Origin of the sequence: Corynebacterium breve, from assembly GCF_030252165.1 — a bacterium.
GTDB lineage: Bacteria > Actinomycetota > Actinomycetes > Mycobacteriales > Mycobacteriaceae > Corynebacterium > Corynebacterium breve.
Window position 1 is genome coordinate 1,840,784 of the sequence record NZ_CP126969.1, and the last position, 16,049, is coordinate 1,856,832.

Here is a 16,049-nt window from a genome sequence, read left to right on the forward strand (position 1 = left end):
GGCCGCCCCTATGGCCACTGGCGAGCGACGAGCTGCGCAACGGTATCTACCGCACCAGTCGCACGAAGGCGATGGGCAAGCGATACGTCGAAGCGAACCCGGACGCGGTGAGCAACCTCCTAGTCGTCGATATTGACCACCCAGATGCGCTTGTACGGGCTCTGTGGGACCGGGATGGGTGGAGACATCGCACGTGTCCACGCTAACCATTCCAAGGCCCAGGTGTGTCTGAGCGAGCATTGCGCAAATCCGTACCACCAGCCGAACGGATTTGCGCAATGCTCGTCCCGACTTGTACTCCACGAGCAAAAGGAGCAAGAAAAAGGCCCCCTACCTACTGGTAGGGGGCCTTTCGCTCGGTGGGCCTGGAGAGACTTGAACTCTCACGTCCGTAGACACTGGAACCTAAATCCAGCGCGTCTGCCAATTCCGCCACAAGCCCGCGCCCGAACTATTTTACCTACGAATCGCTCAGTACAAAATCGTGGGTATTGTTCAAACTTTCGATGGACTTGCTAGACTCATTTGTCGTGAGCGAGGTAACTGACAATCAAGGCGATTTACACAATCTTGAGGACGAGACGCACTCCCCTGGCTCCGCACCGCACAAGAGGAAGCGGATCAAGGTCAGGGCCTGGCACGTCATCCTCCTGGCAGTCGCTGTGGTGTGCACGATCCTTCTGGCCTGGTGGCAGTGGACTCGCTTCCAGTCCGGCACCGGCACCTTTCAGAATCTTGGCTATGCCCTACAGTGGCCATTGTTTGGTTTCTTTTTCGTCTATGCCTACCGCATGGGTATCAAGATGGAGAATGAGAAGATCGACGCAGAAAATGCCGTGGATGATTTGGACTACCTCTACCAAGCTGACCTTGCCAAATACGGTGATGCCACCGGCGACAACAGCGAACCGGAAATCACCGAGATCGACGAGGATTTCTTGCCGAGTCGCCCCGAACTAGATATCGACGAATTCAACGAACTTAACAAGCCTCGTCGCCAGCGCCCCCGAGATGTAGAAAGTGATTAGATGACTACCCCATCCTCCCCTTCAGCACCGAAGCAGATCCACCCCGAACGCAAACGTCGCGTAAAGCAGGCTTTGACCTTCTTCTCGATTACCGCGTGGATTACGGGCATCATGCTGCTGCTTCTCGTCGTACGCATGGTCATGCAGTACCTGTTGCATATGGACGTCTCGATGCTCGGCTGGGTCGCGATCGTCCACGGCTGGTGCTACCTGGCGTTCTTCATTGCGGCACTGAACTTGGGTCTCAAGGCGCGCTGGTCTATGCCACAGTGGATCGTCACCGTCATCGCCGGCGTGGTGCCACTTCTGTCCTTCTTTGTTGAGAAGTGGCGTCGCGACGAAGTCACCGAGAAGTTCCAGCTCAACGCCGCCTAAGCGCCTGCTGCCAGCTGCGCAATATGCGGAGCTAATCGACGAAGCGCCTGCCCCCGATGGGAGCGGGCGTTTTTCTCTTCCGGCGTTAGTTCGGCACTCGAGCGACCAGGTGCGTCCTCCGGCTCAAAAAGCGGGTCGTAACCGAAACCGTTTTCGCCACGAGGTTCGGGCAACACAGTACCCTCCCAGCGTCCCTCGGCGGTGAATGCTTCACCGGTTGGAGTCACCAGCGCACAACACGACACAAAAGCCGCCGCACGCTGCTTAATGTCAGACATCTGTGCCAGAAGCAGGTCGTTGTTTGCCTGATCGTCGCCGTGCCTGCCCGACCAACGCGCCGACAGCACTCCCGGCATCCCGTTCAATGCCTCGACGGCCAGCCCGGAATCGTCGGCAATGCACGCTAGCCCGGTCTCACGTACACCGGCGCGCGCTTTGATCAAGGCGTTCTCGGCAAAAGTAAGGCCGTCTTCTACAGGTTCGGGATAGGGAGCGATGTCTTTCAGCGAAAGAAGCTCGACCCCGCTTATCGACGATTCCTTGAGTACTGCCTCCAGCTCAAGGAGCTTCTTCGCGTTCCCCGAGGCCACGAGCAGTTTTACCATCCCAGTGCTGCCTTTTGCGCCTCGATGAGTTCAAAGCACCCTTTCTGGGCTACGTCGAGCATGTCATTGAGCTCGTCGCGCCCGAAGAGGCCATTCTCGCCAGTGCCCTGGATCTCAACAAAGTTGCCGGAGGCGTTCATAACCACGTTGAGGTCGACCTCTGCGCGAGAATCCTCTTCGTATGGCAGGTCGAGGCACACGTTGCCGTCGACGATACCAACGGAGATCGCTGCGACTGGATCCAACAGTGGCTCGCCTGGAACAACTCCACGATCCTTCAGAACTGCAATGGCGTCGGCAAGCGCAACGTACGCACCGGTTATCGACGCGGTGCGGGTACCGCCGTCTGCCTGCAGGACATCGCAATCGAGCTGGATGGTGTTCTCGCCAAGCTGCGACAGATCAACGGCGGCGCGCAGCGCTCGCCCTACAAGGCGGGAAATCTCGTGGGTGCGGCCCTTGACCTTACCGCGCATGGATTCGCGCGGCATGCGCTCATGAGTAGCTGATGGCAACATGGCGTATTCGGCGGTCAGCCAGCCTTCGCCGGAATCGCGCTTGAAGCGGGGCACGCCTTCTTCGACACTCGCGGTGCACATGACTCGTGTGTTGCCGAATTCGACGAGGACGCTGCCTGCGGGATTGTCGGTAAATCCACGTGTGATGCGGACGGCACGGAGTTGGTCAAGTTCGCGGCCATCGGCGCGCTGGAAAGATTCAGTCATGGTTCTCAGCGTACCTGCCGGGAGAACCTAAACGTCGAGCACCTGTCCTGGGTAGCCGACGATGATGTCGCCGTCGAATTCCTTCGCGGCAGCAGCGGCAGTCTCCTCCTTGTCGGCCCATGGCTGAATGTGGACGAGGACCAGGGTGTTGACTCCTGCTTCTCGGGCGACGCGGCCTGCTTCTCCGCCGGACATGTGCATATCTGGGGCCATGCCTTCGCTACTTGGGCCCCATGCTGCTTCGCACAGGAATACGTCTGCACCGCGTGCTGCGTCGACGAGCTCTTGAGTGTACGCGGTATCGCCGGAATAGGTCAGCACCTTTCCGGTGTTTGATTCTTCGACGCGCAGCGCGTAGGACTCTTGCGCCGGATGGAGAACCGGAAACGGCGTGATAGTCGCGGAGCCGAGGAGCTCCTTTTGATGTGGCACCCATGGACCGAAAGCTAGGGTGTCAGAGAAGTCGATGATATCGGACGGGCCGTTACCGCCCATGCGCCCGAAGTGTTCCGGCGCGTAGGTCGGTCCGAACATCAAGTTGCGGCTGCGCGCAGCCATTTCAGGGTGATACTGGCGCCAGATCAGCAACGAGATGAAGTCTGAGCAGTGGTCTGCGTGCAGATGACTGAATACGACGTGCGCGTCAGAAGGATTCTGTGCGCCTTCTAGTGCAGCGAGGGAGCCCGGCCCCAAATCCATCACGATGGAAGTGGAATCAGCGAGAGTGACCAAGTACGACGAACCTGGATTGCCCGGAGCCGCGAGGGAACCGGAACAGCCAAGAATTGTCAATTGCATAAGATCACTGCCCCATTACTTGTTCGACTAAAAAGATTTTGTCTCCAATTATTCCTTAACTTACAAACTTTCGTGTGGTTCTACGTGTTCCACGTGTGTGACCCGCGGGCCAAGGAAGCGGGCGGAGAGCTGTTCGAACACCTTCGGATCGCCCGTAGCCTCAAAGGTAAGGATCGGATTGTGGTCTTCATCGGCCAGCATGTCTGATTCCGTAAGAACGCGGAGCACGTCTTTGGCGGTTTCCTCGGCTGATGAGACGAGGGTGACGTCGTCGCCAATCGCAAGCTGGATCACGCCGGACAGCAGTGGATAGTGGGTGCAGCCGAGAACTAATGTATCTACCCCAGCTGCCTGGAGTGGTTCGACGTATCCTTGGGCGATCCCGAGAATCTGGCGCCCAGAGGTGATGCCGCGTTCGACGAATTCAACGAACACTGGGCACGCGGCGGCGGTGACTTCGATGCCCGGGTTTAAGGAGAATAGGTCCTGATAGGCACCGGAGTTGATGGTTCCCGAAGTGCCGATGACACCAACCTTGCCGTTACGGGTGGTGGTGATCGCACGCCGGACTGCGGGACGGATGACCTCGACTACGGGGATTTCATAGCGCTCGCGGGCATCATGCAAAAAAGCGGCCGTCGCCGTGTTGCAGGCGATGACCAGCATTTTGCAGCCACGCTCGACGAGGTCGTCGGCAATGCGCATGGCGTGGTTTCTTACTTCCGCAATGGACAACGGGCCATAAGGCCCGTTTGCGGTATCACCGATGTATGTAATGGACTCACCCGGTAGTTGGTCCATGATCGTACGGGCTACGGTGAGCCCGCCTACGCCGGAGTCAAAAACTCCAATGGGCGAATTGTTGTCGACGATGTTCGAACTGCGAAGTGTAGTCACCCAGCTGATATTACGCTGCGTGCTCCGGGTTCATGACATTCACGATCTTGGCCATTGCGGAACTGATCGCGCGAGTTTCCTCGGGAGTGAGGTTGTCAAACACCAAACGGCGGACTTCAGAGACGTGTCCCGGCGCTGCCTTGCGCACAACTTCCCAGCCTTCTGGGGTGAGCTCAGCCAAGGTAGAGCGGCCATCATTAGGATCCGGAACGCGCTTCACCAACCCCTTCTTCTCCAGACGGGTGATCACTCGCGACAGGTGGGACAGGGACATGTCGGCTGCCTGAGCAAGCTCGCTCATTCGTAGGGAGCCCTCTTCGGTTTCGGAGATTTGTGCCATTGCGTAGTAGTCAAAGTGACTAATACCAGCATCGCGCTTCAGCTGCGCGTCCAACTTAGAAGGCAATCCAACGTAGAAAGACCACACATTTTCCCACGTCTTGTTCTCTTCTTCGGTCAACCAGGTATTCATATTCTCGGTCATGGTCTTTATAATACGCAACAACCTAAGAAAAGAAACTCAGACACACTTAGGTTCACGGGAAACTATCCCCCGGCACCCCAACCTACCTGCACTTATGCATTTCCCCCCACCCCCTCAGATTTCGAATATCCAGCGAGATATTCTTAGTTACCCAGGTAACTGACAGGATTATGGGGGTGCATATACTTTAATGCGGAAAATTACTTAGATTTACCGCTGCAACTTCTTCGCGTCACGACGAGCACGCAGCGCAGGAGGGTCGTCGGAAGTAATAAATACACCTGCCCCGAAACCACCCAAAGCACCGAAAAGATGGGCCTGCCAACTCACCCCAGGCGTGCCCGGAAGCACTCCCCAGACGAAACCTGAGTAAATAAAGCCCAACCCAAGCCCCAAAAGGATTTGTCGGCCAGAGCGATTAAAAATACCGCGTATCAACAGGTACGCCAACCAGCCGTAGACAAGGCCCGAAGCCCCGATGTGGTTGGTGCCGACACCGCCAAAGAGCCACACGCCCACCCCGCCAACGATCATTGCGATCATCGTGACTTCCCAAAAGACCCGATGTCCAGAAAAGCCGATAATGAAGCAAAAGATCGCGCCCGGCACGGTATTTGAGATCAGATGCTCAAAGCTGCCGTGCAACAAGGGTGACGTAAAAATATGCAGCAGCCCGGAGGGATCCAGCGGATGAATTCCGTAACCGATTAGGCGGCCGTTATAAAAAATCAGGTTGACTAGGTGGACAGTCCAAATCACAACGACGTAGCCGGCCGCATAGAGCAGGCCGGTCTTGGCGCCGTAGCTCTTTGCATGCTGGGCGGGGTAACCGGTGTTGGGAACCGGGCTGCGCGAGGGCACGCCAGGCGTAGGCCCCTGCGGCTCGCGCGGCCCCTGAGGCATGTTGGGATTGTTGTATGAAGGTGGCAAGTAAGTCATCGTAGGATGAGTTTACTGTGCGATTTCCTGCCATGCTGTAATGCCAAAGTCCGCGCGGGCCGAGCGCACTGCATCGACGATTGCGAATTGCACAACGTCTGCCGCCGCCTGGCATAGCCTAGAAAGCAGATCAACATCCACGGCCGTGGTGTTTTCAGCCGTGGAAACGGAGAAAAGTGTGTCCCCATCCAGTGGGGAGTGCGCCGGACGCACCGACCGAGCCAGCCCGTCATGGCCTGTCATGGCCAGTCGTTGGAGCTGTGCCACCGGCAGAGGCGCATCCGTTGCGATAACACCTATCGTCGTGTTGAGCTTAGGCATCGGGCGCTCAAGCTTTTGAAAAGCCACAGCGTCCACCTTGCCTTCTCCCGGTGCGCCGAAGAATTCTCCCGTGCTTTCGTCGATGACATTGCCCACTGGGTTCGCTACTACCCCAGCAGCTACGGTGTATTCACCCACCACAACTGAAGCCTGGCCGTACCCACCGCGCAGCACCCCGGCGGTTGCCCCGCAGCCTGCACCGACGCTTCCCGACGACCGGTCGGGGTCGTCGTCAAGCGCTGCCTTTATGGCTGCTGCCCCATCGACCGGCTGTGGCCGATGATTGTGATCGCCCACGATGAGGTCGAAGATTACGGCCGCCGGGACAATCGGTACGCGGGGTCCTGGAGCCTCTTCGCCTAAGACGGGGAAACCGATGCCTCGCTCTTCGAGTGCGGACATCGCTCCGTCGGCTGCTGCAAGGCCAAACGCAGAGCCTCCGGCCAGCATGACTGCGTGGACCCGCTCGACAGTGTTATGTGGTGCCAATAGGTCGGTCTCACGAGTACCTGGGCCACCTCCACGAACGTCTACCGCGCACACCATGCCTCGCGGGTCGTGGGAGACAATAGCGGTCACTCCAGTATCCCCGAGGGAGGCGTGCCCGACGCGGAGGCCGGGGACGTCGATAAGCGCGCCTTGCATTATGCCCCCATGAGAGCTTCGAGCAGGCTCTCCTGGCAAAAGCCCATCCACTCGACAAGGTTCTTTCGGTCCATCTCTGCGCCCTCGCCGCCGTGTTCTTCCGCTGCAACATATAGGCGAAGGTCATTGAGCGCCGCGACGAACTGGTGAGCTTCAGCCTCGTCGAGGGTGACTTCGACGCCACCAGTCGGCCCAAGAACCGTGTTGATTAACTGCAGGTTTTCCAGCTTGGCTTTAATGATGTCGGTTTCGTGGAAACTGCGCAGCATGGCGCGGTCACCCTCGAATTCCTCGTCATCTTCGCGCTCAAAATCAGGCAGGAGCCGTGCGAGCGAAGGATCTTCAGGAGCGTCCTTGTGGCCGGTAGGCATGTCGATCATCTCAGCCAACGGGTCTTTGGGGGCGGATTGCGCTCGCTGGATGAGCGCCTCGGCAACTGTTGCAGTGAGGTCGCCTAAGACCTCACGTTCCATCGGATCAAAGATGGTGGTGAACTTCGGGGCTCTCATGAGTCCCTTTTTTCTGCGCCACGCCTCCATTAAAAGCCCTCTTTCTCGTATCAGTAATGTTCGAACCCGCCAGGGAGCGCTTAGCCCGCTTGCTGCATCGTGGCCCACAGGCCTGCGGTGTGTAACTTCTTTACGTCGCCTTCCACTTTGTCTTTCTCGCCAGTGGAGACAACAGCTTTACCCTCGGTGTGAACCTGCATCATGAGTTCTGTTGCGCGCTTGCGGTCATACCCCAGCACGGTCTGGAACACGTAGGTGACGTAACTCATCAGGTTGACGGGGTCGTCCCAAACGATGCACATCCACGGCAGGTTTTCTGCGGTGGCAACATCGACTTCTAGTTCCTCGTCGAGTTCAGGCGTTGCCATCGGGGAGCCCATGTGTGGTGATCCGTTCATGCCACCTAGAGTACTCATTTTGCTCTTTTCTGGGCACAAACCCTGCAAGTTGGATAGCCTACAATCACACCGCAAATCCTATTAGCAACAGTTTTCACTAGCTATATTGGGTCAACACAGGAAGCACAAGGAGAAACCATGTCATCGTTTCCTCGGACGCTTTCCGATGCGCTGGCACTGTTGCAACCCTTCGCCGCTGTCCTGGCAGTGGTGTATGCGCTCGTCACGACCTTCGTCACCGCCGAAACCACACCGCCTCCGCCACCCGCGACGCCCGATTCCGGCAGCACCCGCGCCGAAGGCTATGTTGCGCCCAGCTTTGATGAAGCAGAAGAGCTAGAAAAAATCCGGGCGGATTTCTTCACAGCGGTGCTTGATCTGCGCGCCAATGAGCCAGGCATTGGCCCGGTTCACCTCGATTTCAATTTGCAGCGGGTCGCCCAGGAGCACGCCGAAGGCAACGCCGTCACCAACGAAGAGGCACGCATCGATGCACCCGTGGCTATGGTGCAAAACAACAAACCTGCCTACCGCGCAAACGCCTACGTGCTTCTCGACGACTTCCTCCACTCCCCCGCACACACGCGTGTTCTACTTGACCCACGTCACGAAAACATCGGCATCGGCGTGGCTCAAGGGCATGATCGAGTGTGGGTCGTCGTCGCGTTTTCCCAGTGATGTCGCACAGCTCTGCGCTTTCCTGCGTTAAGCTTGAGGACTATGACTTCCGACAATTCCCCTTCCGCGACTCGCACGACGTCATTTCTTACCGACAAGTACGAATTAACAATGCTGCAGGCCGCACTTCGCGACGGCACCGCAAATCGCCAATGCACCTTCGAAGTGTTCTCCCGCAAACTGCCAAATGAACGACGTTACGGTGTAGTCGCGGGCACCGAACGTGTACTGCGCGCGGTTCGCGATTTCCGCTTTACAGAAGAGCAGCTGGCAACAATGGACTTCCTGGATGAACAAGCGTTGGATTACCTGCGCAATTACAAGTTCTCCGGCCAAATCGACGGTTACCGCGAGGGCGATCTGTACTTCCCTTATTCTCCGATCCTGACCGTGCGAGGCACTTTCGCAGAGTGCGTCATTTTAGAGACGGTCATTTTGTCGATTATGAACGCCGACTCCGCAGTCGCCTCCGCTGCCGCACGCATGGTCACTGCCGCAGACGGTCGCCCGATTATCGAGATGGGTTCGCGTCGCACCCACGAGTACGCGGCTGTGACCGCCGCACGCGCTGCCTACCTCGCCGGGTTCCAGGCAACATCCAACATGGAGGCTTCTTTCCGTTACGGAATCCCGGCTTCCGGCACGTCCGCTCACGCGTGGACCTTGCTGCACATCAACGAAGATGGCACCCCCAACGAGAAGGCAGCTTTCCAAGCACAGGTCGACTCCTTGGGGCCAAGCACCACCTTGTTGGTTGATACCTACGACATCACCCAGGGGGTCCAGACCGCCGTCGAGGTCGCTGGACCTGAACTCGGTGGTGTACGAATCGACTCCGGAGATTTAGGCGCGCTTACTCGCCGCGTGCGCAAACAGCTAGATGACCTCGGTGCCTACAACACTAAGATCGTAGTCTCCTCTGACCTTGACGAGTTCGCTATCGCTGGCCTGCGAGGCGACCCTGTCGACGTCTACGGCGTGGGTACCTCGGTAGTTACCGGCTCCGGTGCTCCGACAGCGGGAATGGTGTACAAGCTCGTTGAGGTTGACGGCCACCCAGTGTTCAAGCGCTCGCGCGGCAAGGCGATGACCGGCGGCACCAAGTGTGCGGTGCGCGCCTACCGCGAAACCGGCGTTGCGGTAGAAGAAATCGTCTACCCATTTGACGCTGAAGAACCTAAGGTCAACGGCCTCACCACCCGCAGTTTGGTCTATCCATTCGTCCGTGACGGCGAGCGCACCGACCAAGAGTTCACGCTTGATGAATCCCGCGATTACCTGGCTGCTCAAATCGAGACCCTACCGTGGGAAGGCCTCGCACTGTCCCGTGATGAACCGGCGATCAACACCCGCTTTACTGGCTTCCCAGAAACTGCGTACGAAAAGCCCCACCGCTAGAGTACGAAGCAACAGAAATTCACTCAGGAACAAAATTGTATGCTCGCGCATTACACGGGCATACAAAGGAGGTGAAACTAGATGCACGATGCACCACACCCAGACCTTTCTGATCACGCGGACGATCTAGCAGCGTCGGAGGTAGACACGTCGGTGCTGCCTCCGCTCGACTCCGTTCCCGACATGCGGGAGGGACTCTTGGAACATATGCTAAACGTAGCATTCGATCCTGCGACTCCCGAGCCGGAAGGCGACCTCATTCCCGAGGCTTCTGACGAATTCTTCGTCGAACCGCTTAGCGACGAAGAGTTGTTCCCCGATGATGCGACGGATTCTGACGATCTGAATGGATTTGATGATTTCGAGTCGACCGATTTCGGAGCGGACGAGCTTTCTGATGCACCCACCTCTGGGGCGGATGCGGACGAAACCGATCTTTTCGACGACTCGTCCGACGCATTTTAGAAAGGAGCAGCCTTCCCATGACACTCGAGCATTCGTTTGAATTAGAACTCATCGAGAAGGCCCAGGGTGGCGACCAAAAAGCATTCGCCACCCTGGTCGAGGATGCGTCCCGTCGCATGTGGGCTGTGGCCTACTCTGTGTGTGGAAATCAGCATGACGCCGAAGACGCGATGCAGGACGCGCTAACGGCGATCTGGAAGAACTTCGATTCTTTCGTTCCCCGGGCGCGTTTTTCCACTTGGGCTTACCGGATCGCCTCCAACGCTGCCCTGCAGGTCGTGCGGCGTCGTCGCGAGTACCCGGAAGAAGACACCGGCGTGGCCGAAGCATCGACTGATGTTGCCGTCGACTCGTCGGTAACTGCGACGATTGTTGTGCGCGAAGCGATGGAAACTCTCAGCGATGAGTTCCGCGAAGCCCTCGTACTCCGCGAATATGCGGGAATGAGTTATGCGGAAATCGCGGAGCACCAAGGTATCAACCTGCAAACCGTGAAAAGCCGCATCAATCGCGGTCGTACACGCCTGAAAGAGGCGTTAATTGCCCGCGGAGTTGAGCACGCCTAAGCCGACGTTGGGCTTAGGCTCCTTTTTCTATTTGATCAAGCCTTCTTCACGAAGGACTTGCTGTACCTGCCATTCATCGGAGGTCGGGGCATCAGCAATGATCAGGATTTCGTCGTCTGGATAGTACGCGGACCAGCCCTTCCCTTCGTCGAAATTGAAAATTTGCACCTCCGGCTTGCCCTCGGATGGCGCTTGCATCATCCACACGCTGCGTTTTTCTGCCTCGTCAACAGCAAATTCGTAATTCTTTTCCGCGGACTTTCCAAATGCCACTAGGCGATTCTCGTACAGGGCACGACCCGTCTCCGGGCGGTCGTCGACACGCACGACGCAATTCAGCATTGCTTCCGGCGCCCCGTCCACAGCCTTCACTCCTAGGGATCCGGGCTGCACCCAGCTGCAACGATTCAACCGATTTAGCAACGGCGCAGGTGCGATATCGGCGATTCCGGGGATCATGTTGGTCACGTGCCCTGGGTCATCGCTCTTCACCACTTCGCTGTTGCCACCGTCTGCCTCGCTGGGCGCCCCCGTGGTTTGTGTGCTCGCCGGCTCCCCAGTACTCGTCGTCGCATTCGGCCCAGCAACGTTGGTCGGTGTGTCCTCGCCACCTCCCAGCAATGCCGCCGCACCAATGCCCACGGCTGCTAGAGCCACTACCGACACTGCCGCGATGACTTTCGTTTTGTTCGAAGCCTTTTTGCTTGTCGACGACACCCCTGGCGCAAATGCCGCCTTCTGGGTCGCAGGCTTCACGTGCGTCTTTGGCGCGGGCGGTTTACCGTGGGTGTTGGTGACACCCAAGGTATTGGCGCGGAGAGCACCCCGGCAGACCACGGTTTTCGGGTCGTCGAGCGTCATCACGTAACCAACGTGGGCAAGCTCGTTTTGCATATGCGGAATGCGCGAAGACCCACCAGTCATGAAGATCGGAGTGGACTGAGCCGGCGCGCCAGCTTCCTGCAAGGCCGCGGCCATGAGTTCACGGGAGCGATCGCAAACGCCCTGGATCAAGTCGTTGAACTCGCTTCGGGTGATCAGGATGTGCTCTTCGCCCTCAGGGGTAGAAACCTCGATCGTTGCCGATGAGGTTTCTGACAGCATCTCTTTGGCGCGTCGGATGCTCATCTGCAAGTTATGCATCACGGTGGGGGTGGCGCTGTGCAAGCTGTCCGCCAGATCTGGGTCGTCGTGACCGATCTTGTCAACGACCCACTGATACATCAGGGAATCCACAGTGCGTCCACCCACTGAGTTGTCGCCGCGCGTCGCGATCACTTGGAAGTCGCCCTTGTCCTGCGCCCGAAGAACCGCAACATCCAAGGTGCCCCCGCCGAAGTCGAAAACACCCACGTTGCTGCCTGGCGCGATCTTCCCCTCCCGTGCGTAGTGCACCGCCGCCGCGCGAGGCTCGGATAGGCTACGCACGCGATGCTTCTCAATCCCCGCGTGCTCGACGCCTTTGATCAGCTGATTGATCGCGTACTGGTCCCACGCCTCCGGGTAAGTCAGCGTCACAGATTCCGGCATCGTTCCAGCGTGTAAGGCCTTGGCACAGTCTAAAATGTGAGTGAAAACGGCGCCGACGACAGAATCCGTAGGAAACCGAGTTCCACGGATATCGATGTGGTCGTGTCCGATGAGACGCTTTGGACTAGACACAAGCCCTGAAGGATCAGCCACCGCCAGAGACAACGCTTCATCGCCGACGACAAGTTCGCCATTGTTGTCATACACCGCCGAGGGCATCAGAGGACTTCGAGTGCCTAGCTGGACAACATCAATGTGCCCATCGGTTTCGCAGTGTGCGGCCGCGGTATTGCTGGTTCCGAAGTCCACCGCGAGATGCCAGGCAGTCATGGTTATTTATCCTCCAATTACGTTCAGTGCCTCCTGGTGTGCCACCACGAGACGCGTGCGAGCTTCTTCTTCAGCGGCTGATAGCGGTGCCATAGCCATCTGCTGGAGCTCGACGATTTTATTGTTCAATGCGTCGCGCACCTCGGATTCCGGAGCGTTTTCTGTGAGACCCGCCACACCTGCTGGAGAGGTTGCGGTGATGGCCTGGTGCAGCATCGGAACAAGGCGCGACATCGGCGAAGAACGATAAGTGCGTTGGAAAGAACGGTACAACAAAACTTGCTGCATTGCGGGTTGAGTGACAGTGACCGATTGCACCCAGCGTGCGTGATCGCGCTGGGCATGCGTGCCCGCCAATTCGTCCAGAATGTCAAGCACCCGGGCTGCACGCTGAAGCAGCGAGTAATAGGTCAAGTCACCGGTGAGCAAGTTGGTCAGATTCTGCAGGCCGCTGGCCTCTACCATCCAACGCATCAGGCCCACTGCTCCACTTTGCGCGGCAACATTACGTCCGATAAAGATGCCGTATTCGCCGACAGTGTCCAACAGCCAGTCTCGCTGTTGGGCATTCAAACCCGGACCAACACTGGATGGGTCCGGCAATTCGAGGACATCAAGCAACTCAGTACGGCTCAGCGGAGCGAGTGCTGCAAGCATGCGTGCGAAGTCCTCCGTGATTTGGCCGGTCAATGCCGATTCGGCGAGTAGGCCCGACAATGGCAAGACAGCAGACACCGCGCCACCGAGTTCGCGAACGATGCGCTGTGAATGTGAGGCCGCGTGTTCGATCGGATCGCGATCGCCAAAGGCACCCGCGCCAAACGAGTCCGCGCGCGACAAAACACCCACCAGCGTCAAAGGGGTCATTCCCAAAGTTGCGAGGAACTCACGTTCGTCGTCACGCGGGGTGGAATCCGAGAGGAAGACGACGGAATCGGCCCATGCGGATGCACGCGCAGTGTCTTTTTGGCCATCGACGAGCACGCGCCGGGTGCGCTGCTCGTTTTCCACGGTCAACGTCGCGGTACCTGGTGTATCGATGAGGCCAAGTTGGCGCAGCTCACGGTTGGGCAGGTACTGATGGATGTAATCGATTTCATCCAGTGGGCGGCCAAGACCGGTCAGCGGGCCATCAGCAAGTGAGATACGGCGCACCCCGCCATCGAGATCGTGGATCTCCGCGCGTGCTGGCGCCCCATCGGAGTAAATGGACACTGCCATTGTGCACTCCAGGGAACCAGTCGCGGCGATCTTGTGCTGCGTAAGTGCGTTGACCAGTGTCGATTTGCCTGACTTCAGGCGACCTGCAACGGCAACCTGCGGCGGGCGGTTAACGATCGTCCGAACAGTCTCTGCTTGGTTTACCATGTCGCCACCGCCCTGTTGCAACGCATCTGCAGCTTGCAAGAGCAAAGTGTTCAATGCGCCGACGACGTTGACGCGGCTCGAATTCATCATGCGTATACCTTTCGTGCGCTGACGCGCTCGGCGTGAGTGTTCAACTCGTCGCGCATTGCCTGGACGATGTCACGGTTCTTCGTCAGTCGAGCGACCTTTTGCTTGCGATCTTGCTCCGATGAGCGGGCGACATCGCGTGCCTCCTCGATTGCTGCTTGCAGTTGGCGGATCTGCTCACGCAAGTTCGCGCGGTGGCGCAGCATGATCTCAGTCCGCGCGGTTGTCATGAGCGTATCCATCATGCGAGTGGTCGATCCACGCACGGTCATCGTTGTGTCACGCAACCACGACAACAGGTGCTGCTTGCCATTGCGCATCGCACGATAGGCCAAGTTAACGCCAATCCAGGCGGCACCGGCCAAGGGAGCGATCGGGACAATCGCACTCAACACACCCGCTCCCACCACGCCGAGGGTCAGCAGCTGTGGATCGAAAAGGTCCTTGGACTTCTTCTCCACGTCACGCTCGGACACGGCCGGATTACCCACGGAACGCATGAGTTCCTGAGTGATTGCGTCAACCACCTCGGGGTTATTCGGGAACATCGCTGCAGCATGTCCACGAATTTCCTGGATCAACGCGCCGATAGTCTGCTCCATGATCTGACGGACGTCGACCTCCATCTGGGAGGTAAAGACCTGCGGCTTGCTGCGCAAAACACGCATGCCCTCCGAACTAATTCTGGTGGTCCAAGTCTGCCGCAGAGAATCCAGCTGGAGATCGAGCTGTTCTGTCATCTGGTTTCTCAGCACCGACATGTCGCGCTGGAACAGCTGCTCCCACTCGCTCGCCTGGTCACGAACCTTTTCCAGTTCTGCTCGCTCGTTCTCAAGCCTCTCCACAGCCTCGGACGTCTGGGTATGAATCAGCAGGTCGCGCTCGATGCTTTCTAAGAGCGTTGTCATGGTGGTGCCAATAGATTCCACAGCGCGCAGCACGCCCTGGGTCTCCACATCTTCCGAATGGCTCAAAATCAGGTGGCGCAGCTCGGTGATACCACTACGGCGCTCGATTTCTCCGCGTCGGAGGGGATCGTCGATGTCAGTGGCATCGAGTGCGCGCAAACTAGAGACACCCACGACAGGAACCTCGGCGCCAAGGTGCTCGCGAATCAACCGGGCATCATCGGCAACGATGTCGCGGAACCGTCGAATGTTCTTATCCGTCTTTGTCACCACCACGATCACGGCACCAGCAGATGCGGATCCCCGCTTGAGAATGTCGATCTCCGGGGCAGTAATGGGTGTCGAAGCGTCGCAGACCATCAACAGCACACCCGCACCCTTGGATTCGGCGATCGCGGCATCAATAGCGTACTTGTCCAAGCCACCAACACCGGGCGTGTCGACGACAGTCATTGTCCCCATATCGCGCGACGGAACAGTGATCTCGATAGCACTTGGAAGCTGATCGATCTCTTCCGTGTTGCCTGACTCGTAGATCCGTGTGACCTCATCTTGGGTGCCCCACTTATCCACCTCATCGCGGTCGATGACCACGTAGTCGTCGCCACGCAGCATCTTGTATACCGGCGTGGCGTCGGGGGCGAGTGTGTCGTCGAAACGCACGCGCATCGGCACCGAAGTTGAATTTACTGCGTCGGAAGGTAGCAGGTTGCGCTGGCCGGCAAGCGCCGAAACGAGGCTGGATTTGCCGCGCTTAATCTCGCCAATGACGACGACGCTACCTGTCTTGAACTGTGCCTTCACCAGACTTGTCGCATGGTTAGCTGCATCTTTGAGTCCGTACCGACTTGCGATGTCAGCTGCTCGCTCGACAGATTCCTGTGCAGTCCGACCTGCTGGGCGTGCGGGTGTATCTGCCAAGGGGTCCTCTCTTCCTCGTCGGTGGGCGGATTGAATCGATCATCGTCCACACGAAAGTTACATTGTCCAGCCAC

The 16,049-nt window shown here is 58.0% G+C and carries 19 protein-coding genes and 1 tRNA gene; 7 read left to right on the top strand and 13 right to left on the bottom strand.

Translation table 11 applies throughout. The features are described 5' to 3' along the window. Nucleotides 1-17 precede the first annotated feature (17 nt). Nucleotides 18-206: a replication initiation protein gene (locus QP027_RS12395; protein ID WP_489886174.1), complete on the top strand. Its 189-nt coding sequence runs from the start codon at nucleotides 18-20 to the stop codon at nucleotides 204-206. Between the two features lie 154 nt (nucleotides 207-360). Here QP027_RS12395 and QP027_RS08980 read toward each other — a convergent pair. Beyond that, nucleotides 361-442: transfer RNA gene (locus tag QP027_RS08980), tRNA-Leu, on the bottom strand. An 88-nt stretch (nucleotides 443-530) separates the two neighbouring features. Here QP027_RS08980 and QP027_RS08985 point away from each other — a divergent pair. Together QP027_RS08985 and QP027_RS08990 are read left to right on the top strand one after the other, a co-directional pair. Beyond that, nucleotides 531-1,028, top strand: a complete 498-nt coding sequence (locus tag QP027_RS08985; RefSeq protein ID WP_432418588.1) for a hypothetical protein — start codon at nucleotides 531-533, stop codon at nucleotides 1,026-1,028. Next, a complete protein-coding gene (locus QP027_RS08990; protein ID WP_284824209.1) occupies nucleotides 1,029-1,403 on the top strand; it encodes a DUF3817 domain-containing protein in 375 nt (124 codons plus the stop codon). Here QP027_RS08990 and rdgB read toward each other — a convergent pair. From rdgB to clpS, 9 genes are all read right to left on the bottom strand, one after another. After that, nucleotides 1,400-2,008: an RdgB/HAM1 family non-canonical purine NTP pyrophosphatase gene (gene rdgB, locus QP027_RS08995; protein WP_284824210.1), complete on the bottom strand. Its 609-nt coding sequence runs from the start codon at nucleotides 2,006-2,008 to the stop codon at nucleotides 1,400-1,402. The genes QP027_RS08990 and rdgB overlap by 4 nt on opposite strands. Then, nucleotides 2,002-2,733: a ribonuclease PH gene (gene rph, locus QP027_RS09000; RefSeq protein WP_284824213.1), complete on the bottom strand. Its 732-nt coding sequence runs from the start codon at nucleotides 2,731-2,733 to the stop codon at nucleotides 2,002-2,004. The genes rdgB and rph overlap by 7 nt, the downstream gene beginning before the upstream one ends. 27 nt (nucleotides 2,734-2,760) lie before the next feature. Next, complete coding sequence (locus QP027_RS09005) at nucleotides 2,761-3,531, bottom strand: MBL fold metallo-hydrolase (protein ID WP_284824215.1); 771 nt, start codon at nucleotides 3,529-3,531, stop codon at nucleotides 2,761-2,763. Between the two features lie 60 nt (nucleotides 3,532-3,591). Further along, nucleotides 3,592-4,428: a glutamate racemase gene (gene murI, locus QP027_RS09010; RefSeq protein WP_284824216.1), complete on the bottom strand. Its 837-nt coding sequence runs from the start codon at nucleotides 4,426-4,428 to the stop codon at nucleotides 3,592-3,594. A gap of 10 nt (nucleotides 4,429-4,438) precedes the next feature. Next, nucleotides 4,439-4,912, bottom strand: coding sequence for a MarR family winged helix-turn-helix transcriptional regulator (locus tag QP027_RS09015; RefSeq protein ID WP_284824218.1), 474 nt, complete (start codon nucleotides 4,910-4,912; stop codon nucleotides 4,439-4,441). Nucleotides 4,913-5,122: 210 nt separating this feature from the next. Further along, nucleotides 5,123-5,851: a rhomboid family intramembrane serine protease gene (locus QP027_RS09020; protein WP_284824220.1), complete on the bottom strand. Its 729-nt coding sequence runs from the start codon at nucleotides 5,849-5,851 to the stop codon at nucleotides 5,123-5,125. Between the two features lie 12 nt (nucleotides 5,852-5,863). Further along, complete coding sequence (locus QP027_RS09025; protein WP_284824222.1) at nucleotides 5,864-6,817, bottom strand: P1 family peptidase; 954 nt, start codon at nucleotides 6,815-6,817, stop codon at nucleotides 5,864-5,866. After that, nucleotides 6,817-7,356, bottom strand: a complete 540-nt coding sequence (locus QP027_RS09030) for a DUF2017 domain-containing protein (RefSeq protein WP_284824224.1) — start codon at nucleotides 7,354-7,356, stop codon at nucleotides 6,817-6,819. Before QP027_RS09030 ends, QP027_RS09025 begins: the two co-directional genes overlap by 1 nt. Before the next feature lie 50 nt (nucleotides 7,357-7,406). Continuing rightward, nucleotides 7,407-7,694, bottom strand: coding sequence for an ATP-dependent Clp protease adapter ClpS (gene clpS, locus QP027_RS09035; RefSeq protein WP_349293191.1), 288 nt, complete (start codon nucleotides 7,692-7,694; stop codon nucleotides 7,407-7,409). 168 nt (nucleotides 7,695-7,862) lie between these two features. Here clpS and QP027_RS09040 point away from each other — a divergent pair, with 168 nt between their 5' ends. From QP027_RS09040 to QP027_RS09055, 4 genes are all read left to right on the top strand, one after another. Then, nucleotides 7,863-8,402, top strand: a complete 540-nt coding sequence (locus tag QP027_RS09040) for a CAP domain-containing protein (protein ID WP_284824226.1) — start codon at nucleotides 7,863-7,865, stop codon at nucleotides 8,400-8,402. Nucleotides 8,403-8,444: 42 nt separating this feature from the next. Next, nucleotides 8,445-9,800: a nicotinate phosphoribosyltransferase gene (locus QP027_RS09045; RefSeq protein WP_284824228.1), complete on the top strand. Its 1,356-nt coding sequence runs from the start codon at nucleotides 8,445-8,447 to the stop codon at nucleotides 9,798-9,800. An 81-nt stretch (nucleotides 9,801-9,881) separates the two neighbouring features. Then, entirely contained in the window at nucleotides 9,882-10,265 is a 384-nt protein-coding gene (locus QP027_RS09050) for a hypothetical protein (RefSeq protein WP_284824230.1), read from the top strand. A gap of 17 nt (nucleotides 10,266-10,282) precedes the next feature. Continuing rightward, a complete protein-coding gene (locus QP027_RS09055; RefSeq protein WP_284824232.1) occupies nucleotides 10,283-10,831 on the top strand; it encodes an RNA polymerase sigma factor in 549 nt (182 codons plus the stop codon). 27 nt (nucleotides 10,832-10,858) lie between these two features. Here the strand turns inward: QP027_RS09055 and QP027_RS09060 are convergent, their stop codons facing one another. Genes QP027_RS09060 through QP027_RS09070 form a run of 3 tightly spaced genes read right to left on the bottom strand, consistent with a single transcriptional unit; the run spans nucleotide 10,859 to nucleotide 15,975 of the window. Further along, nucleotides 10,859-12,691, bottom strand: a complete 1,833-nt coding sequence (locus tag QP027_RS09060) for an Hsp70 family protein (protein WP_284824233.1) — start codon at nucleotides 12,689-12,691, stop codon at nucleotides 10,859-10,861. Nucleotides 12,692-12,697: 6 nt separating this feature from the next. Further along, nucleotides 12,698-14,149, bottom strand: a complete 1,452-nt coding sequence (locus QP027_RS09065) for a dynamin family protein (RefSeq protein ID WP_349293164.1) — start codon at nucleotides 14,147-14,149, stop codon at nucleotides 12,698-12,700. Further along, nucleotides 14,146-15,975 (bottom strand): dynamin family protein, encoded by a 1,830-nt coding sequence (locus tag QP027_RS09070; protein ID WP_284824234.1) that lies wholly within the window; start codon nucleotides 15,973-15,975, stop codon nucleotides 14,146-14,148. Before QP027_RS09070 ends, QP027_RS09065 begins: the two co-directional genes overlap by 4 nt. Between the last annotated feature and the right edge of the window lie 74 nt (nucleotides 15,976-16,049).